This is a genomic window from Luteimonas sp. gir (assembly GCF_037198055.1).
GTDB classification, from domain to species: Bacteria; Pseudomonadota; Gammaproteobacteria; order Xanthomonadales; family Xanthomonadaceae; genus Luteimonas; species Luteimonas citri_A.
The window spans coordinates 39,340-60,024 of the sequence record NZ_JBBAXQ010000007.1; the positions used below are offsets into that span (position 1 = coordinate 39,340).

Sequence of the window (20,685 nt, forward strand, 5' to 3'; positions counted from 1 at the left end):
TCCGCGTTGCCTCGCCGATGCAAGATCAGCGCAGGTCGAACCGATCGAGTGCCATCACCTTCGTCCAGGCCGCGACGAAGTCGTCGACGAACTTGCCCTGGGCGTCGTCGCTGGCATAGACCTCGGCCAGCGCACGCAATACGGCATTGGATCCGAACACCAGGTCGACGCGGGTGCCGGTCCACTTCACTGCACCGCTCCGACGATCGCGACCCTCGAACACGTCGCGCGCCTTGGAGCGGGGCGACCAGGCGGTGTCCATGTCGAGCAAGTGGACGAAGAAGTCGTTGCTCAGCACGCCGGGCCGGTCGGTGAACACGCCGTGCCGGGTGTCGTCGACACCGATGTCGAGCACACGCAGGCCGCCGATGAGCACGGTCAGTTCGGGGGCGGTCAGTGTCAGCAGTTGCGCCCGGTCGATCAGCAGCGCTTCGGCGGGGATCGCCGAGGGGCCGGCCAGATAGTTGCGGAAGCCGTCAGCGTGCGGCTCGAGTACCGCGAACGACGCGACATCGGTCTGTGCCTGGCTCGCGTCGGTGCGACCGGGCGAGAACGGCACGGCGATCTCGCGGCCGGCCGCCATCGCGGCGTGCTCGACGCCGGCATTGCCCGCGAGCACGATCAGGTCGGCCAGCGACACCTGCTTGCCGCCCGGCGCGTCGAGGTTGAACGCGCGCTGGATGCGCTGCAGTACGTCGAGCACCCGCGCCAGTCGGTCGGGGCGATTGACCGGCCAGTCCTTCTGCGGCGCCAGACGGATACGTGCGCCGTTGGCGCCACCGCGCTTGTCGCTGCCGCGGAACGTGGACGCGGACGCCCACGCAGTGCCCACCAGTTCGGAGACCGTCAGGCCCGATGCCAGCACCTGCGCCTTGAGCGTCGCCACGTCGGCCTCATCGATCAACGGATGCTCGGCCGCAGGCACCGGGTCCTGCCAGATCAAGGCTTCCTTGGGAACCTCGGGGCCGAGGTAGCGTGCGCGCGGTCCCATGTCGCGATGGGTCAGCTTGAACCAGGCGCGAGCGAAGGCGTCGGCGAAGGCCTGTGGGTTCTCGAGAAAGCGCCGCGAGATCTTGCCGTACACGGGGTCGAAGCGCAGGGCCAGGTCGGTGGTCAGCATCCGCGGTCGGTGCTTCTTGGCCGGGTCATGGGCGTCGGGCACGATGTCGCCGGCCTCGCGGGCGACCCACTGGTGCGCACCGGCGGGGGACTTCTCCAGTTCCCACTCGAAGCCGAACAGATTCTCGAAGAAGTTGTTGCTCCACAGCGCCGGTGTCGTGGTCCAGGTCACTTCCAGGCCGCTGGTGATCGTGTCGCCTGCCTTGCCCGAGCCGAAGCTGCTGCGCCAGCCCAATCCTTGTTCCTCCAGGTCGGCGGCTTCGGTTTCTGCACCGACATGCTCGGCTGGACCGGCACCGTGGGTCTTGCCGAAAGTGTGGCCGCCGGCAATCAGTGCGACCGTTTCCTCGTCGTCCATCGCCATGCGGCCGAAGGTATCGCGGATGTCGTGCGCGGCGAGCAATGGGTCGGGGTTGCCGTCGGGGCCTTCCGGGTTCACGTAGATCAGCCCCATCTGCACCGCGGCCAGCGGGCGTTCGAGCCGACGCGTGTGGACGTCGCCGTCGGCATCGTCGTCGGACACCAGCACCGCTGCGTCGCCGGGCTTCTCGACACCGTGCGAGCCGTGTGCGTAGCGCACGTCGCCGGCGAGCCAGGTCGTTTCACGGCCCCAGTACACGTCCTGGTCGGGCTCCCAGGTGTCTTCGCGCCCGGCGGCGAAGCCGAAGGTGCGAAAGCCCATCGTCTCCAGCGCCACGTTTCCGGTGAGGATCAGCAGGTCCGCCCACGAGATCCGCCGCCCGTACTTGCGCTTGATCGGCCACAACAGTCGCCGGGCCTTGTCGAGATTGACGTTGTCGGGCCAGCTGTTGAGCGGGGCGAATCGCTGCTGGCCCCGGCCGCCGCCACCGCGGCCGTCGCCGGTGCGGTAGGTTCCGGCCGCGTGCCAGGCCATGCGGATGAACAGCGGGCCGTAGTGGCCGAAGTCGGCCGGCCACCAGTCCTGGGAGTCGGTCATCAATGCGCGCAGATCGCGCTTGAGGCCGTGGTAGTCGAGTTTCTCGAACTCGGCCGCGTAATCGAAATCCGCGCCCATCGGATCGGACTTCGACGAGTGCTGGCTGAGCAGATCGACGCGCAACTGGTTGGGCCACCAGTCGCGATTGCTCGTGCCCTGGACAGCGGCATCGTGATGGAAGGGGCATTTGGCTTCGGTGGACATGGGGGCCTCGCGGTTGGCGCAGAGTGGGTCGCGACCGGTCGGGTGGTAAGTCCCGGTGCTGCCGGACAGTTGCCTGGTCACAGGGGTAATCGCGATATCGCGGCGATGCACGTATAGCGATTCATCGCAACTGGGCTTAGCGTAGTGGTGCGTGATGCGCTATGGAAATCGATTGTTTCCCAATAATCTATAGTTAAAAGCTATCGATAGACGCGGAGGCCGTTGACATCGGGGGCGGCATCAAGTCGCACGCGCGCTCAGAGCGTTTCGGGCATCATGGCGCCGCGCTGACGGACCAACGCTCGATGAATCAAAACGAACGGACCTCCTTTTTCCCCGTGCTTGCAGCTCTTTTACTGCTGCTCTCCGCATCCGCAATGTGGTGGCCGGCATTACGAACGCCGCTCTGGGGAGACGATTACGTTTTCCTCCATGCGGCGCGCGTGACGAATGCGCTCGGTGCACCGTGGTGGTCGGACTTCTGGCCGACATCGCCGCCCCGGTTCTGGCGTCCGCTCTCGCAGGAGGGGTATTGGCGCTGGGTCGATGCCTTCTTGGGGGGGCGCTCACGCGCTGTCCATGGGGTTAGCCTTGGGTTGCACGCATTGGCGACGCTGGCAGTGGCACTGTTCGCCTTCCGTCTCGCTCGTGCCTGTCAATGGCAGCGTTCATTGACTGTTGCCGCGCTGAGTGGAGCGGTCCATGGCACGCTGACGATGCACCTCTTGCCGGTGCACTGGGCTTCCGCTGCGAACAATGCGTTGCTGACACTGTTCACGATGCTGCTGATGTCGGCTTGGGCGGCGACCATACATATGTCCGGACGCCGTCGTTACATGCTCTACGCGTCCCTTCCTATTTGGCTTGGACTGGCTCTGTTAAGCAAGGAATCGGCTGCCTTATCCCCAGCACTGATGGTTCTGGTCAGGTTGTTCGTGTCGACGCGACTGCCCGATCGACATGAGATTGTGGCGTGGGCGGCCTGTGTCTGCGTCGTCTTGGTGTGGCTGCTTCTACGCGAGCGCTTCACCGAAAACACTGACGCGTCCTACGCCATGGGATTGGGGGGCCACGTCTTCCGCAACGCGGCTGCGTTCGGTGCATGGATGTTAAACGTGCCACGCGAAGCACTGAGGATGGCAGTGGAAGGCGAGCGATTGCGTGGTGCTGCTTGGATTGCCGCAACTTCCCTGCCGATGCTGACTGCTTGGTGCATCGCGGTCTGGCGAGGGCATCTACTCTTGCGCAAGTGGCAGTGGCTTTGTATTACGGCATTTGCCGTTACTGCCTACGCGCCATACTTTCTGTTTGCTTGGAACAGTTACGAATACTACGCGGCGATCGCAGTGATCCTACCGGTCATTGCGCTGGCTCGGTGCCTTGCCAGAAGCCGTGCAGCGCTGCTAGTAGCGGGATTGATCAGCGCTTCGTCGTGGATCGCGGTTGAAGGCACGCGCCAGCTTGAGCACCCGGGCCTGATTGGTCGAGCGCATGAAGCAGAGACGTTGTTGCTCGCCCTCCAGATGCAGGGCGTGAGCGGCCCCTTCAATGTAAGCGTCGTCGATTCCCAGCGATTTTATGCGATTGGTCAAATGGGGCTTGCATGGAGACTCGGCCTGTCCCCTGAACAGATTCAGGTTGGGGGCGACTGCCCGGCAATCGGTCACTGCTTGGAGTTCTCACTAGATGGGCGATGGCGGTGGCGCCCCGACCCGAGCGAAACGGGGATCGCAGTACCTCCCGCCGCCCTTTGAGCGCGAGCCGACCTTGAGTGACTTTGCGCTGGCGCGCCTATGCTTCGAGGTCCCTCGGCTCCAGGCGAGTCATCTGCGGGCTACAGCAGCGCGCGTATCCGGTAAAGCGCTTCCAGCGCCTGCTTGGGCGTCAGTTCGTCGGGATCGATCCCGGCCAGCGCTTCGACCGCGGCCGACGGCGGCGCGAACAGGCCGATCTGCTGCGGGGTGCCGAGCGTGTCGGCCGACATCGGCGGCGCGGGCGTGTCGTTACGCCGCTGCTCGAGCTCGGCCAGCCGCGCCCGGGCATCGCGCACGACCTGTTTGGGCAGGCCGGCCAGCGCTGCGACCTGCAGACCGAAGCTGCGGTCGGCCGGCCCGTCCTTGACCGCGTGCATGAACACCAGCGTCTCGTTGCCCTGCTGGTCGCGATGCTCGACTGCGTCCAGATGCACGTTGGCGATGCCGCTGCCGGGCTGCGCCAGCGCGGTGAGTTCGAAGTAGTGCGTTGCGAACAGCGTGTAGCTGCGGTTGCGGCCGGCGAGATGGCGCGCGCAGGCGTCGGCCAGCGCGAGTCCGTCGTAGGTCGAGGTGCCGCGGCCGATCTCGTCCATCAGCACCAGCGATGCGTCGGTGGCGTGGTGGAGGATGTAGCTGGTCTCGGCCATCTCGACCATGAAGGTCGACTGGCCCTTGGCGAGATCGTCGCCAGCGCCGATGCGGGTGAGGATTCGGTCGATCGGGCCGATCGTCGCGCGGGCCGCCGGCACGAAGCTGCCGATGTGCGCGAGCAGCACGATCAGCGCGTTCTGGCGCATGTAGGTGCTCTTGCCGCCCATGTTCGGGCCGGTGATGACCAGCATGCGGCGGTCGCCGAACTCGGGGCCGTCGCCGAGCACCAGGTCGTTGGGCTCGAAGGGGTCGCGCCGCACCGCCTCGACCACCGGATGGCGGCCACGCTCGATGCGCACGCCCGGATGCGCGTCGAGCTGCGGGCGCGACCAGTCGAGCGCCTGCGCGCGTTCGGCGAAACAGGCGAGCACGTCGAGTTCGCTGAGCGCGCCCGCGCACTGCTTGAGGGTCTCGAGGCTGGCATTGAGCGCGTCGAGTAACTGTTCGTAGAGCAGGCGTTCGCGGGCGAGCGCGCGCTCGCGTGCGGACAGCACCTTGTCCTCGAACTGCTTGAGTTCCTCGGTGATGTAGCGCTCGGCATTGGTCAGCGTCTGCCGCCGCGTGTAGTGCGCCGGCGCCTTGGCCGCGTGCGCTTTGCCGATCTCGATGAAGTAGCCGTGCACACGGTTGTAGCCGACTTTGAGCGTGGCGATGCCGCTGGCCTCGCGCTCGCGCGCTTCCAGATCGACGAGGAACTGGTCGGCGTTGGTGCTCAACCGGCGCAGCTCGGCCAGCTCGGCATCGTAGTCGTCGGCGAACACACCGCCGTCGCGCGCGAGCACCGGCGGCTGCTCGACCAGGGCCGTGGCCAGCAGGTGGGCCTGCTCGCCGTGCTCGCCGAGGGCGTCGTGCAAGGCGCGCAGGCGCGGCGAGTCGATCGCCTGCAGCGTGGTGCGCAGGTCGGGCAGCAGCGCCAGGCCGTCGCGCAGCGTGGACAGGTCGCGCGGCCGCGCCGAGCGCAGCGCGATGCGTGTGAGCACGCGTTCCAGATCGCCGAGCGCACGGAAGCGCTCGCGCAGCGCGACATCGGCGCCGTCCTCGATCAGCGCCTCGACCGCGTGCAGGCGCTCGCCCAGCACGCCGCGATCGCGCAGCGGCCGGTGCAGCCAGCGGCGCAGCAGGCGCCCGCCCATCGGCGTGACTGTGCTGTCGAGCACGCCGAGCAGGGTATTGCGGGTGTCGCCGTCGACGCGGGTATCGAGTTCGAGATGCCGACGCGTGGCGGCGTTCATCGCGATCGCGCCGTCGCCGCTTTCCACCGCGATCGAGGTCAGATGCGGCAACCGCTGCTTCTGGGTCTCCTCGACGTAGCCGAGCAACGCGCCGGCTGCGGCGATCGCCAGCGGCCGGTCGTCGATGCCGAAGCCGGTGAGGTCGTGCAGGCCGAAGAACTGCAGCAACTGGCGGCGGCCCGAATCGGCATCGAACAGCCACGGCGGCCGCCGGCGCATGCCGCTGCGCTCGCCCAGGAACGCAGGCCAGCCGTCTTCGTCGGGCACCAGCAGTTCGGCCGGGTCGAGCCGCGCCAGTTCGGCCTCCAGCGTGTCCTCGTTGGCGCATTCGCAGACCAAGAAGCGCCCGCCGGCCAGATCCGCCCAGGCCAGCCCGTAATGGCCGGCGCGATTGCGCGCGACCGCCATCAGCAGCGTGTCGCGACGCTCCTGCAGCAGCGCCTCGTCGGTCACCGTGCCCGGCGTCACGATGCGCACCACCTTGCGCTCGACCAGCCCCTTGCTCGCGGCCGGATCGCCGATCTGCTCGCAGATCGCCACTGACTCGCCGAGCGCGACCAGCCGCGCCAGATAGCCTTCGGCCGAATGGTGCGGCACCCCGGCCATCGGGATCGGCGCGCCGGCCGAGTTGCCGCGCTGGGTCAGCGTGATGTCGAGCAGCCGCGCCGCCTTGCGGGCGTCGTCGTAGAACAGCTCGTAGAAATCGCCCATGCGGAAGAACAACAGCACGTCCGGGTGCTCCGCCTTGGCGGCGAAGAACTGCTGCATCAGGGGCGTGTGCGTGGCCGCGCTTTTGGTCGACGAGGATTTCGAATGGGAATCAGCGGTTTGCAAGCAACGTCCTTACAGGATCTAGCGGTCGGTACACAGCCGGCAAGGCCGTGTCTGTTGCGCGCCAGCGCGGCTGCGCTCACTTGGATGCGATCAAATCGACGTGACAACGCACAGACAGCGGATCGACCAGGGATGAGGTGGTTGCAACGCAGGTAGGGCCCCACGTCGCCAAGGCCCCAGTTTAAGCCCTCCGCTAGGCGTCGCTGCGAATCGAGCGTGACCGAGGCGCTGTCGCGGCTGGGCCGACGAGGGGCGTCAAGGTCCTTTCGCCCTCGTAAACGGCGGAGACGCTCGACCGGCGCTTGCGGTGACCCGGAAGCCCTGGCGCACTCGGTTGTCCACGCCGGTGCCCCCGCGCGCTCTGGGGCAGGTGGCGCAAGCAGGAAAGAAGGTCTGCCGGCATACGGCGCGGGCCCGTCCCGCGCCATGACCTGCTCCAGGCCATTCCGCTGAGGGGATGCCGCGCAACGCCCCGTCGATTCGGACTGGCCGCGGTTCGCCCCCTCCAGGCGACGACACGCGGCTTCTGCTGCCGATGCGCCTGGCTCGATGGGTTCGGCCATCGACTGTCATGCGCTCCAGGTTGGTGACTTGTGAGAGGGCGGTGACTAACGCACGAAGCGGTCTGCCGCGATCGACTCACGCAGCCCGATTGCTGCTGGACTTCACGCTTTGTGCGAGGACTTGCGCCTGCTCGTTCATTTCTTCGACGGAGGCAGCCATTTCCTCCACCAGCGCTGCGTTCTGCTGCGTCATGGTGTCCATCTGAATGACACTGTGGTTGATCTGCGCAATCCCGGAGTTCTGCTCGGCACTTGCCGCTGCGATTTCTGCCACGATCTCGTCGAGGCGAATGACCATGCCCTTCAAGCCATTGATGCGCTCGCCCGCTGCCCGCGATTGCGCCGATCCACGGGCGACCTGCTCGCCCGACGTGGTAATCAAGGCCTTGATTTCCTTGGCGGCAGCGGCGCAGCGCTGCGCCAAGCTACGCACCTCACTGGCTACGACGGCGAAGCCGCGCCCCTGTTCGCCTGCCCGTGCGGCTTCCACCGCCGCATTGAGCGCCAAAATGTTGGTCTGAAATGCGATGCCGTCGACCACGGTGATGATGTCGGAGATCTTGCCGGCCGAGGCCTCGATGTCCTTCATCACCTCGACGATGCCGGCAACCACCTCCTGTCCACCGTCGGCAGAGGCCGCCGCTTCACTGGCAAGTTTGCTTGCGCGCGTCGCGCCTTCCGCGTTCTGCTGCACCGTGCTCGTCATTTCCTCCATCGAGCTTGCGGTCTCTTCGAGCGCCGCCGCCTGCTGCTCGGTCCGTCGCGAGAGATCCCGGTTGCTCGACACCAGGTTCGCCGACGTCGCCGTGAGCGATTCCACAACCTTGGCCAACTGCACGTTGGCTTCGATGTCCAACAGCGCCCCGACCGCTCGAAGCGGCGTCCCGTCACTCGCACGCTTCGTCAATCCGCGGGCACGGAACCAACGATACTCGCCACTCTTGAGTTCAAGACGGTACTCAATATCGAAGCCGGTCCGCCCGCTGCGATCACTCAGGTGGGCTGCGAATGCGTTCAGAGACCTTTCCTTGTCTTCCGGGTGCAGGCGGGAGGCCCAGCTATCCAGCACGTTGGGGAACTCGGCTTCGCTCGCAAAGCCGAGCAGACGGCGGAACTGATCGGACCACCAGAATTCATTGTTGGGATTGATCGGATCGCCGGCGATGACGCTCATGTCCCACAGGCCGTCGTTGAGCATCTGGGCGCCCAGCTCGAACCTGATCAACGTCGTGTCGAGGAATTGATCGTGCTCGCGCTGGAGGGTGATGTCCCGCAGTGTGCCTGCCACAGCTCGTCCGCCGGTCGGCGTCGGGATGGCCCTTGCATCGACCCGGAACCAGCTGAAGGCCCCGTCCCGCATGCGTAGACGATGCTCGCTTTCGAACGCCGAGCCGTCACCGCGTTTCACGAACGCGGAGAAGTCCTGGGTCACGCGTCCTTTGTCCGCCTCGTGGATGCGGTCGATCCACGTGTCCAAGGTGGCGGGAAGCTCCTCGCTGGTGCCGTAGCCGAGCGCGCGGGTGTAGCTGGCAGACCACCAGGCCTTTTGCCTGGTGTCCGGGTTGGACGTGTCAAGGCATGGAATCCCCCACAGGCACGCAGCCGATTGATCGGACATCTGGACAACGCTCAGCGCCTCCTTGAGACGTTCAGCCATCCCGGCCGCCTGGGCTTGTGCCGCTTGCGTCTCATCCCGCGATGCGCGCAACTGCCGCGCCAGATCGCGGATCAGGACTGCGTCTGGTCCTTTCGGCCAGTCAGGGGCCACGCCGTTCAGCTCGGCCGATGCGGCCGCGGAGAGAGCCTGAGTCATGCGATTCTTGATCCACATCGGGGGGCGCCTTTGTATGTATGCCGGGGGAATCAGCCGGTAGCGGCTGGGCACCGGCGATCTTGATGTCCCGATTTGCAGCGCACATCCTGAGTTCATGCCGGTTCATCGGCGTCCAGGGCATCGGGACCTGGCGTCGAGCGTTCTCGCAAGTCAGCCGCCCCCCCGATGCGGCAGCGGATCGGAAGCCCGAATGCGCGACGCGCTTGCGTGGATGCGGTAAAACAGGCTTTTGGGCAGGCAAGCACGACGATGAGCGCAATCCCCGACGACGCGGCACTGCAGGCGATGGCCGCCAGGCTGGGCGGACTGCTGCATGACCGCCACCATCGCCTGGTGACCGCCGAAAGTTGCACCGGCGGCTGGATCGCCAAGGCGATGACCGATATCGCCGGTTGCTCGGACTGGTTCGATTGCGGCCTGGCGGCGTACAGCTACGAGGCCAAGCAGGCGTTGCTGGGCGTCAGTCTGCAGACGCTCGAAACGCATGGCGCGGTCAGCCGCGAAACCGCAATCGAGATGGTGTCCGGCGCGTTGGTCAATTCCGGCGCCAGCATCGCGGTCGCGGTGACCGGCATCGCCGGGCCCGGCGGCGGCAGCGACGACAAGCCGGTCGGCACGGTGTGGATCGCGTGGAAGCGGCGCGGCGACTATGCGCGCGCGCAGATCCATCATTTCGAAGGCGACCGTGAGGCGGTACGGCGACAGACCGTCGCGGCGGCGCTGCGCGGGCTCGAGGCGACGCTCGACTGATGTGGGAGACGCTCGCCACCGTCCGCGATCTGGGCCGCATCCAGGAGATTGCCTCGGTCCTGGTGCGCTATGGCTTCGGCGATGTCGTGCAGCGCATCGGCATGGCTGGCGCGCTCGAGCGTGCCGGTCGCCTGTTGCATCTCCACGCGGCCGATACCGCGCGCATGACCCAGCCCGAACGGGTCCGCCATGCGCTGCAGGACCTGGGACCGACATTCGTCAAGCTTGGGCAGATCCTCGCCACGCGCGTCGACCTGCTGCCGCCGGACTGGATCGAAGAACTGGGCCGGCTTCAGAGCCGGGTGCCGCCGGTGCCGTATGCGGCGATCCATGCCCAGCTGATCGAAGACCTGGGCGAGGCGCCGGACACCGCGTTCGCACGCTTCGAGCCTGAGCCGATCGCCGCCGCCTCGCTCGCGCAGGCGCATCTGGCCTGGCTGCACGACGGCACGCCGGTGGTGCTGAAGGTGCGGCGCCCCGGAATCCGCGAGATCGTCGAAGCCGACCTGCGCCTGCTCGCGCGTTTGGCCGAGATTGTCGAGTCGCAGGCGCCGGACCTGCGCCGCTATCGCCCGGTGGAGGTCGTGCGCCAGTTCGATGCTTCGCTGCGGCGCGAGTTGGACTTTGCGGCCGAGTGCCGCAACGCCGAGCGCATCGCAGCGAATTTTGCCGACGATCCGGCTGTGCTTGTGCCCCGGGTGCACTGGCAATGGACCTGCGAGCGGCTCAATGTGCAGGACCGGGTGGTCGGCATTGCCGGTGGCGACCTGGCCGGCATCGAGGCCGCAGGCCTGGACCGCCACGCGCTTGCGCTTGCGGGCAGTGCCATCGTCATGAAGATGGTATTCGAGGATGGCCTGTTCCATGCCGACCCGCATCCAGGCAACCTCTTTTTCCTGCCCGATGGCCGCATTGCACTGATTGACTTCGGCATGGTCGGCCGCGTGCCGCCGGAGCTGCGCTATCAGGTCGCGCGACTGCTCCACGGGCTGGTCTCCCAGCAACCGCAGAGCGTGTGCGATGTGCTGCTGGACTGGACGACGAGCGATGTCGAGGTCGACGAGGGGCGGCTGCAGAACGAGATCGACGGTTTCGTCGACCAGTATCGCGGTCTGCCACTGCGCGACCTGCGGATGGGTGCGATGCTCGCCGACATTACCGGACTGCTGCGCCGGCACGGTCTGATGCTGCCGCCCGATCTCGCGCTGCTGATCAAGGCCTTCCTGACGCTGGAAGGCCTCGGCCGCCAGCTCGATCCCGGCTTCGACATGACCAGTACCGCGCAGCCGTGGCTGGAGCGGGTGATGCTGCAGCGCTACGCGCCACGCGCGCTGGCGCGGCGCGGGCAACGCACGCTGTCGAGCGCGATCGATCTTCTGGCCGATCTTCCGCGTGACCTGCGCCGTCTGCTGCAAAGCGCGCGTCGTGGTCGCCTGCGCGCACAGATCGAGGTGACCTCGCTCAAGTCGTTCGGCGACCAGGTCAACGCCGCCGCCAATCGGCTTACGGTCGGCGTCGTCACCGCCGCGCTGATCATCGGCTCGTCGATCGTCATGAACAGTGTCAGCGGCGGCGCAACGCACCGCTGGCTGATGGCGCTGGGCGTGCTCGGTTTCGTCGGCGCGGGCCTGAGCGGGGTGTGGATCCTGCTGTCGATCTGGCGCAGCGGCCGCAAGTGACGTGGATCTCGCCTGGGCGGCGCTGCGCGCCGCCCGACGGTACGATCAGCGTACCGGCATGCCCGGTTGCGCGCCGTCATCGGCCGCCAGCAGTGCAAGCGCGCCACCGTCGAACCCGGCCGACAGGATCATGCCTTCGCTCAGGCCGAAACGCATCTTGCGCGGCGCGAGATTGGCGATGAACACCACGTTGCGGCCGACCAGCGCTTCGGGCTCGCCGTAGCTGGCACGGATCCCGGAGAAGATCTGGCGCTTGCCCAGGTCGCCAGCGTCGAGTTCGAAGCGCAGCAGCTTGTCCGAGCCCTCGACGGCCTCGCAGACCAGGACCTTGCCGATCCGCAGATCGAGCTTGGCGAAATCGTCGATCCCGACATAGGCGGTGTCGGTGGCCGCGGGTGCGGACGTTGCCGGCGCCTTTGCCTCGCTCTTCTGCGGGGCGGCGGGGGCAGCGGCGGCGAGCGTGTCCTTGGAGGCTTCGGTCATGGCGGTGAGCAGGGTCGGGTCGATACGGGTGAACAGCGGCACATAGGCCTGGATCGTCCGGCCGGTCAGCGGCTGGTCGAGATCGTGCCAATGAGTGACGGGCGCTGCGAGGAACGCCGCGGCCTGTGTGCTGGTGCGCGGCAGGATCGGCTGCAGGGCGCCAGCGAGGATACGGAACAGGTTCAGGCCCTGGGTGCAGACGGCCTGCAGTTCGGCGTCGGCGCCCGCCTGTTTGGCGATCACCCAGGGCTTGCGATCGTCGATGTAGCGGTTGGCCTCATCGGCAAGCGCCATCACCTGGCGGATCGCGCTGGCCGGGTCGTTGCGCGCATAGGCTTCGCGCACGCCGGACAGCGCCGCGACGAAACGCGCGTACTGCGCCGGATCGGGCAGTGCGTCCGCCAAGCGCGCGTCGAAGCGCTTGTGGATGAAACCGGCGCAGCGGCTGGCCAGGTTAACGAACTTGCCGACCAGGTCGGCGTTGACGCGCGCGACGAAGTCCTCGAGGTTCAGATCGAGGTCGTCGACGCCGCCCGAGGATTTCGCCGCGAAGTAGTAGCGCAGCGCCTCGGGGTCCAGACCCTGGTCGAGATACGTGCGCGCCATGACGAACGTGCCGCGCGACTTGGACATCTTCGCGCCATCGACCATCAGATAGCCGTTGACGTGAAGCCGCGTCGGGACGCGCAGATCCGCACCGTGCAGCATCGCCGGCCAGAACAGGCCGTGGAAGTTGACGATGTCCTTGCCCAGGAAATGGTGCAACTCGACATCGCCGTCGGGCGACAACCAGGCGTCGAAATCGATGCCTTCGCGCACGCACAGCGTCTTGAAGCTGCTCAGATAGCCGATCGGCGCGTCGAGCCAGACATAGAAGAACTTGCCCGGGTGGCCGGGGATCTCGAAGCCGAAGTAGGGCGCGTCGCGCGAGATGTCCCAGGCGCGCAGGCCGCCCTCGCCGTCCAGCCACTCTGCGAGCTTGGCCTTGACGCCGGGCGCCGCGACATCGCCGGCGAGCCAGTCGCGCAGCATGTCCTGGAAATGGCCGAGTTCGAAGAAGAAATGCTCGGACTCGCGCACCTCGGGCGTGGCGCCGCTGACCACCGACTTCGGGTCAATCAGGTCGCTGGGCGCATAGGTCGCGCCGCAGTGCTCGCAGTTGTCGCCGTACTGGTCGGGTGTGCCGCACTTCGGGCATGTGCCCTTGACGTAGCGGTCGGGCAGGAACATGCCGCGCACCGGATCGTAGAGTTGCGCAACGGCGCGACGTGCGATGTGTCCGCCGCGCTCCAGACGCGCGTAGATCGTCTCCACCATTGCGCGGTTGGCCGCCGAGTGGGTCGAGTCGTAATGGTCGAACGCGACGCCGAACGCGGCGAAATCCCGTACATGCCCCGCGTGGATCTCGGCGATGAACGCCTCTGGCGTGGTTCCCGCCTTCTCGGCTGCCAGCATGATCGGCGTGCCGTGGGTGTCGTCGGCGCAGACGAAATGCGCGACATCGCCCGCCATACGCTGGGCCCGGACCCAGATGTCGGCCTGGATGTACCCGACCAGATGGCCCAGATGCAGCGGGCCGTTGGCATAGGGCAGGGCGGCGGTGACGAGCAACTTGCGCGACATGGCGATGGCAACGGCAGGAACGGGGCCGGATTATCGCATGCCGGTCCGGCGCCCGGTCCTCGCCAAAAAAAGAGCCCGGCGTAAGCCGGGCTCCTTCATGACGCAACAAGCGGATTAGAACTTGTAGGTCGCACCGAGGTACACGAACCGGCCGACGCTGTCGTAGAACGCGTGGCTGGCTTCAGCACCGAAGTAGTTCGCCGGCGGGTCCTTATCGAACAGGTTGTCCGCGCCGATGTACACCTTGATGCCCGAGTCCGGGAACGTGTAGCCAACCTGGGCGTTGTGGTAGGTGTACGAACCATTGCGGATCGGGCTGGTCTGGCCCGGGTTGCTCTGGTACGACGCCGGCTCGACGCGCAGGTTGTGGTGCATGTAGCGGGCCGTCCACGAGACATCCCAGTCGCCGCGCTGGTAGGCGGCTTCCAGGTTGCCGCGCAGGCGCGGGTCGGAGACCGCGGTCACCCACTCCTTGTACTCGTTCGGGAAGTCCTGGAACTCCCACTCGCGAGACTGGATCAGGCGGGTACCGACCATGCGCGTGACCATGTTGCCGCCCATGAACTCGAAGCGGTAATCGACTTCGAAGTCAACGCCGACGCGGCGGGACTTGGCCAGGTTCTCGTTCAATGCGCGCCAGCTGTAGATGCTGTGCTCGGGGAAGAAGCGGCCCTGCGGATCGGTGTAACCACCCGGCCCTGCACGCAGGACCTGACCACAGAAGAGGTTGCCCGCCACACCGCCGGGGGAGTCCACGCAACGCGTTGCATTGGTCTGGCCATTCACCGCGCCGATCGCGTCGTCAAGGGTGACGCGCCAGTAATCGACCGAAATGCCCAAGCCCTTGACGAACTCGGGCTGCCACACTGCGCCGAACGAGACGGTCTCAGCCGATTCGGGACGCAGATCCGGGTTGCCGCCGCTCACGCCGGGGCGCCGGGCCGTATAGCCGTCCTCCCAGCCGACCGGGACGCCCAGCGCAGAGCAATTGGCCTGGCGGAGCGCCTGGTCGGCGGCCGTCGCGGGGCGATTGTTGTTAGTACGGGTGTAGTCGCAGGGGTCGTTGATTGCTGCGAAGTTCTCGGACTGCGGGTTGAACAGCTCGCCGATGCTCGGTGCACGCACGGCCTTGGCGGTGGTACCGCGCAGGCGCAGCGACGGGAACATCTGCCAATCCAGACCGATATTCCAGGTCTTGGTCGAGCCGATCGTGTCGTAGTGCGAGTAGCGGCCGGCCAGATCAAGCGACAGACGCTCTACGGCCGGCAGATCGGCCAGCAACGGGATCGTCGTTTCGAGGAACGCTTCGCTGACCTTATATTCACCACCGCGGCTGGCGATGGCATTGAGGAAGGTCAGCCCCTGAGCGGCAAGCGGATCGGTGTCTTCCTGGCTGCGCTCCTGGCGATGCTCGACGCCCGCCGCGAAACCGACATCGCCTGCAGGCATCGAAAACAGCGCGTTGTTAGCGACCGATGCGCTGTACACCGTCTGCTTGAGCTTGGAGCGGTTCAGCGAATCGACGTTGAACCACGCCGCAGCCGCCGGGTTGGCCGCGACTGCGCCGTTGCCAAAGACCGAGAACGGCACGCAACCAGCCACGAGATCGGCGCGGTACTTCTGGAGGGTGTGGATGTTGAACGCATTCGGATCGACCGTGCTGCGGCAAGCGAGGTTGCCATTGGCATCGAGAACCGTGTCCAGGCCCGCGTGCCAACGTTCGTTGATGCGGTTATTGAGGTTCAGGCGAGAGATCGACGACTCGCCGTAGTTGAACGAGGTCTCGTAGGTCCAGTTCTCGCCGAAGAAGCCTTCCAGGCCGACCACGATACGCTTGGTATCGCGCTCGATCTGCTCGCCACGACGACCTGCATCGACGTTCATGCGGCCGATCTCGAAGTACTCGGCCGGTGTGCCGTTGAGCGTTTCGGTCCGCAGCAAGCCGGGGTTGGCATCCATCAGCGCACGCAGCTCGGGCGTGATGTAGGCATTGTCGGTACGGATGCGCAACTGCGAGTCGAACGCCGACTGGCCGTAAAAGTGCGCTTCGGTCTTGCTGTACTTCGCCTCGGCGAACACGCGGTGGTTGTCGTTGATGTCGAAACCGAAGATCGCGTTGACGCTGGTGCGATCGAACTCCGGCTCCAGGTCCGCCAGCGAGTTGAGGTCGGTGAAGTCGCAATCGATGCAAGACGTACCGGCTGCGTTGTACCAGCCATCGTAACGGTTGCGAGAGATGCTGCCGTCAGGATTGAAGTGATAGCGCTGCGTCGGATTGAACGGGTTGCTTCTGGGATCAATCTTGCCGCCCGTGTAGAACGAGCCGCCGAACGAGATCGAGTGGTTGCCACCCGGACCGGCGAGAATGTTCTGCGGATTCGACTCGCTCGACGGCTTGGAGGGATCGTAGTTCGGGTTGGGAGTCGTCACCAGGTAACGACGGCCGATTTCGCGACTCGTGCGGCTGAAACGGTCCTGCTCGCTGCGCTCGACCGAGAACGCAACATTGCCGCGGTCGTCGGCGAAGTTGCTGCCGGCCGAGAAGCTGAGGAACTGCCGGCCAAAGCCGCCTTCGCTGGCCGCGCCCTTCTGGCCGCGCAGTTCGAAGCCCTCGAAGGACTTCTTGGTGATGAAATTGACGACACCCGCAACCGCGTCGGCACCGTAGACGGCCGAGGCGCCACCGGTAATGACCTCGACGCGCTCGATCCACTCGACGGGGATGGTGTTGGTATCGACCGCGGTCGATCCCGGGGTCGCGCCGACATGGCGGCGGCCGTTGACCAGCACCAGCGTGCGCGAGGTGCCCATGCCACGCAGGTCGAGCAGGCCGACGCCCGCGGTGCCGATGAAGCGGGTCGAGTTGCCCAGCGTGTAGGTTGCGCTGAGCGCCGGCAGCTTGGTCATCAGGTCGCCGATCGTGATCGCACCGGTGGCGCGGATCTCTTCGGCAGTGATGGCCGTCACCGGCGAGGGGGTCACAAAGCCTTCGCGCGCAATGCGCGAGCCGGTGACGTTGACCCGGTCCAGGGTCTGGGTGTCCGTATCGGGCGCCACGTCCTGGGCATGGGCAGCTGCCGTGGCCAGCAACGACAGCGCGATGGCCGCACAAAGCGGTGCGGTCTTGTTAGAAATCATCAACATACATCCCCTTGGTAAAAAAAAGCCCGCCCGAGGTCGACCTTGGAGGGCGCCCGGAATTAACTCCGAGTTAACCTATTTGCCATAGGTTCGTAACGAAATCAAGACTTGCTGTCTCGTTCGAAGACCGCTCTTGTCGGGATCCGGAACAGGGGGATGACACTGAATGCGCTGACGGCAGATAGCGACTTCTTGCTGAATACGCCATGCACACACCTCGCCTCCCTGATGCGCGAGCGATCAGGGGGCGGGAAGACATAGGATCCAAGCCTGTAGGCGGGATCCAAGGGCGGCTTATTCCCGCTGCCAGACCTGCTCGCGGCAGATGAAGGCGATACAGCCCGACACGCCGAGCCGGTTGGCATCGATCAACTTGGCCTTCGAACGATAGGTTTTGCCGTTGGCAGGGTCGAGGATCGTGCCGCCCGACCATTCATTGCCGTCCGGCTTGAGATCCCAGAGGATCGTCATGCCGGTGATCGGCTGATTTCGACGCTCGCCTGTGCACTTATCGCAGGTCGGGTTCGGCCCGCGATCGGAATGCAACACCTCGACAACCTTGCCGCTCAGCGTGCCGTTGGCAGCCTGACTGATTTCGACAATCGACTTCACCCGGCCGGTTTCGTCGTCGATGGTCTTCCAGCGGCCGGCCGGTGACTGCGCCAGGGCCACGAACGGAATGGACAGCAAAGCGGCTGCGAAGGCGATTGGCATCTTGCGCATGTGACACCTCGTTGACGGGCTGGTGGCGCGAGTCTATAGCGCCGCTTCGCGGAAAGGCAGCTTAGATATGAACCAGTTCAAGAGTGGACGAGGAGGCCCCGGCCAGGGCCGGGACCTCCTGCGTGTGCCGCTTACTTGAACTTGTAGTTAAAGCCGGCGTAGTAGTACCGGCCGATGTTGTCGAAGAGCGCCGATTCGGCAGTGTCGCCGAACAAACCACGCGGCGGCGAGCGGTCGAATGCGTTGTCGATACCCAGATAGATATCCCAGCCGGTTCCCGGCACTTCGTATCCGAACTGGAAGTCGCTGTAGGCCATCGAGCCGGTCCTAATCTCGTTGCGCTGGAACGGATTGGTGTTGTAGCTCTCCTTCGCCACACGCAGCATGCTATCGACGTAGCGCAGCTCCCACGACGCACGGAACCCGTTCTGGACGCGATACGTGGTCGACAGGTTCGCCCGCCAGCGGGGCGTACCAATCGTCGTCACATCCTCGATGAATTCACCCGGATCGTCCTGGAAAGCGAACGTGCGCGCCCGCAACATCCGGGTGCCGACGAAGCGCATGTCGAACTGTCCCGGACCCCACGGCTTGCGGTAGGACATCTCGACGTCCACGCCCGAACGCTCGAGCTTGGAGACGTTCTCGAGCAGTGCCCGGACGAAGGCGATCTCGTACGCCGGGAAGCCGCCGCCACCGCTGGCGCCGGCGCGATCGATCTGATCGCAGAACCGGTTGTTGATGCCCGACGGCGAATCCACGCAACGGTTGGCGACCTGCTGCCCGCTGACCGACGAGATGGCATCGGTCAGGCTGACGCGCCAGTAATCGAGGGTGACGCCGAAGCCCGGGATGAAATCGGGGGTGAAGACCAAACCGGCGCTCAGGGTCTTTCCTTCTTCCTGCGCCAGATCAGGATTGCCGCCGCTCAGCCCCGGACGCGTCGACTGAACGGTCGAGATGTAGTTTGCGGGGATGCCGAGCGCGGCGCAGTTGGCCGCACGCAGCGCCGGATCTCCGGCAGTGGAGATCCCGCGGCCGGGACGGGAGTCGCAAGGATCGGAGATTGTGAAGAAGTTCTCCGACTGCGCGCCGTAGAGCTCACCGATGTTGGGTGCTCGCACCGCCTTGGAGTACGTGCCGCGCAGACGCACCGACGGCACGACCGTCCAGTCCAGGCCGGCCCGCCACGTGGTGGTGCTTCCGATTGTGTCGTAGTCGGAGTAGCGACCTGCGAGGTCGAAGATCAGGCTGTCCACGCCAGGGAGATCGGCAAGCAGCGGCACGCTGAACTCGGTGAAGACTTCCTTCACCGAGTACTCGCCGCCTTCGCTCGGGATCGCGTTGAGGAATGTGAGGCCTGCGTTGGACAGTTCATCGGCCTGGGTCCGGCTCCGCTCGCGGCGGTACTCGGCGCCGGCCGAGAACCCGACGCCACCTGCGGGTAGCGTGAACAGCGCCGAGTTCGCCACCGAACCACTGAAGACAGTTTGGCTCAGCCGCCCCTTGCTGACGGTATTGGCATTGAACCAGGCGCGGGCCTCGTCACTGACCGCGCCATCGCCGAGGATGCTGAAAGGCACACAACCGTTGGCACCGAACGGAGTGACCGGCAGACCGGTGTGCGGATTGATCGAAGTCGGATCGATCGACGAGCGGCAGACGATCTGGCCGCTGGCCGGATCGATCACCGCATCCAGACCGGCGTAGAATCGCTCAGTGATGCGGTTGTTGACATTGATCCGGCGTTCCTTCGTCTTGCCGTGGACCAGCGAGACCTCGTAGGTCCAATCCGGAGAAAGCGAGCCTTCGAACCCGATGACAGCGCGCATGGTGTCGCGCGTGACGTCTTCGCCGCGCTGCCCGGCATCGGTGTCGAATCGATACACCGAGATCCCGGGCTGCAAATCCACCTCGTTGGTATCTTGATCCCAAACAGACGCAACCAACCCATTATCGTCGATGAAGTCGCGAAGCTCCGGTGACAGGTAGGGATTGTCGCGGGTGATGGAATACGGGATCGGGCTGCTGAAAGCGGGCTGGCCGAGATACTTGGACTTCGTTTGGGCGTACTTGCCTTCGAAGAAGAACCGGTGATTGTCGTTGAAGTCGAAGTTGACGATGGTGTTGATCGAGCCGCGATCGAAGCCGGGCTGCAGATCCGCGACGCGATTGAGGTTGAGATAGTCGCAGTCCTGGCAGGCATTCGGGTCGTTCACCGTGCCAAAGTCCTGCGGGCGGAACTTGCCGCCTGGGGTCAAAACGTACGGGACCGTATAGTCGGCGTTATAGAATATGCCTCCCTCCGTCAGGCTGGTCAGTCCTGCATTGGGAAGCAGCAGGTTCTGATAGTTGTCCGGGCCTGCAGGGCGACTGGGGTCGTAGTTCGGATTCTGGATCGTGCGATACGAGGTCCGCCCGATTGCGCGATCGGAGAAACGGAACCGGTCCTGGGTGCTGTACTCGACCGAGACACCCACATTGCCCTGGCCTTCTGCGAACTGGGTGCCGGCCGTGATGCTTCCGAACGAGCGCTTGAAGCTGCCTTCGTCCGAGATCCCCGTCTGGCCGCGCATCGTCACGCCTTCGAACGAATCACGCAGGACGAAGTTGACGACGCCCGCGACTGCGTCTGCGCCGTAGACTGCCGACGCACCGCCGGTGATAACTTCGACGCGCTCGATCCATTCGACCGGAATGGTGTTGACGTCGACCGCGCCGGAGCCGGGCGTGCCGCCGACGTGGCGGCGGCCATTGACCAGGACCAGGGTCCGATCGGTGCCAAGGCCGCGCAGGTCGAGGAGGTTCAGGCCGACCGTGCCGATGAAGCGCGACGAATTGCCGAGCGAGAAGGTCGTGGCGAGCTGCGGCATCTCGTTCATGAGATCGCCGATCGTTACCGCACCGGTGGTGCGGATCTCTTCAGCAGTGATCGCGACTACCGGGGATGGCGTCACGAAGCCCTGGCGAGGAATGCGCGAGCCGGTGACCGTGATCTTGTCGAGCTCGGTCGTCTCGGACTGGGGGGCGGTCTGCGCAAAGGTCGCCGCCGGCGCACATGCCAGGGCCGCGAAGATGGCGGTCGCAAGGTGGGAGCACCTCGCCTGGGTCCTAGATCTCATCGATATCCCCTTCGA

The 20,685-nt window shown here is 65.6% G+C and carries 10 protein-coding genes; 3 read left to right on the forward strand and 7 right to left on the reverse strand.

Translation table 11 applies throughout. The annotated features are described in order from the left end of the window. Positions 1-25: 25 nt before the first annotated feature. Positions 26-2,281, reverse strand: coding sequence for a catalase/peroxidase HPI (gene katG / locus WAF18_RS10570; protein ID WP_337245055.1), 2,256 nt, complete (start codon positions 2,279-2,281; stop codon positions 26-28). 305 nt (positions 2,282-2,586) lie between these two features. Between katG and WAF18_RS10575 the strand changes: the two genes are divergently transcribed. Next, on the forward strand, positions 2,587-4,035 hold the full coding sequence (locus tag WAF18_RS10575; RefSeq protein WP_337245056.1) for a hypothetical protein: 1,449 nt from the start codon (positions 2,587-2,589) through the stop codon (positions 4,033-4,035). 80 nt (positions 4,036-4,115) lie between these two features. On the opposite strand, the gene mutS is transcribed toward WAF18_RS10575, so the two are convergent. Beyond that, on the reverse strand, positions 4,116-6,686 hold the full coding sequence (mutS, locus tag WAF18_RS10580; protein ID WP_337245057.1) for a DNA mismatch repair protein MutS: 2,571 nt from the start codon (positions 6,684-6,686) through the stop codon (positions 4,116-4,118). 705 nt (positions 6,687-7,391) lie between these two features. Beyond that, a complete protein-coding gene (locus WAF18_RS10585; protein ID WP_337245058.1) occupies positions 7,392-9,146 on the reverse strand; it encodes a methyl-accepting chemotaxis protein in 1,755 nt (584 codons plus the stop codon). A gap of 288 nt (positions 9,147-9,434) precedes the next feature. On the opposite strand from WAF18_RS10585, the gene WAF18_RS10590 reads away from it, so the two are divergent. Both WAF18_RS10590 and WAF18_RS10595 read left to right on the forward strand, forming a co-directional pair. Then, a complete protein-coding gene (locus tag WAF18_RS10590) occupies positions 9,435-9,899 on the forward strand; it encodes a CinA family protein (RefSeq protein WP_183426257.1) in 465 nt (154 codons plus the stop codon). Beyond that, on the forward strand, positions 9,899-11,578 hold the full coding sequence (locus tag WAF18_RS10595) for an AarF/UbiB family protein (protein WP_337245059.1): 1,680 nt from the start codon (positions 9,899-9,901) through the stop codon (positions 11,576-11,578). The genes WAF18_RS10590 and WAF18_RS10595 overlap by 1 nt, the downstream gene beginning before the upstream one ends. A 45-nt stretch (positions 11,579-11,623) precedes the next feature. Here WAF18_RS10595 and metG read toward each other — a convergent pair whose 3' ends face one another. From metG to WAF18_RS10615, 4 genes are all read right to left on the reverse strand, one after another. Continuing rightward, positions 11,624-13,684, reverse strand: a complete 2,061-nt coding sequence (gene metG / locus WAF18_RS10600) for a methionine--tRNA ligase (protein WP_337245060.1) — start codon at positions 13,682-13,684, stop codon at positions 11,624-11,626. A gap of 114 nt (positions 13,685-13,798) precedes the next feature. Continuing rightward, entirely contained in the window at positions 13,799-16,822 is a 3,024-nt protein-coding gene (locus WAF18_RS10605) for a TonB-dependent receptor (protein WP_337245061.1), read from the reverse strand. A gap of 297 nt (positions 16,823-17,119) precedes the next feature. Beyond that, entirely contained in the window at positions 17,120-17,548 is a 429-nt protein-coding gene (locus WAF18_RS10610) for a DUF2147 domain-containing protein (RefSeq protein WP_337245062.1), read from the reverse strand. 131 nt (positions 17,549-17,679) lie between these two features. Further along, positions 17,680-20,670: a TonB-dependent receptor gene (locus WAF18_RS10615; protein WP_337245063.1), complete on the reverse strand. Its 2,991-nt coding sequence runs from the start codon at positions 20,668-20,670 to the stop codon at positions 17,680-17,682. Positions 20,671-20,685 lie beyond the last annotated feature (15 nt).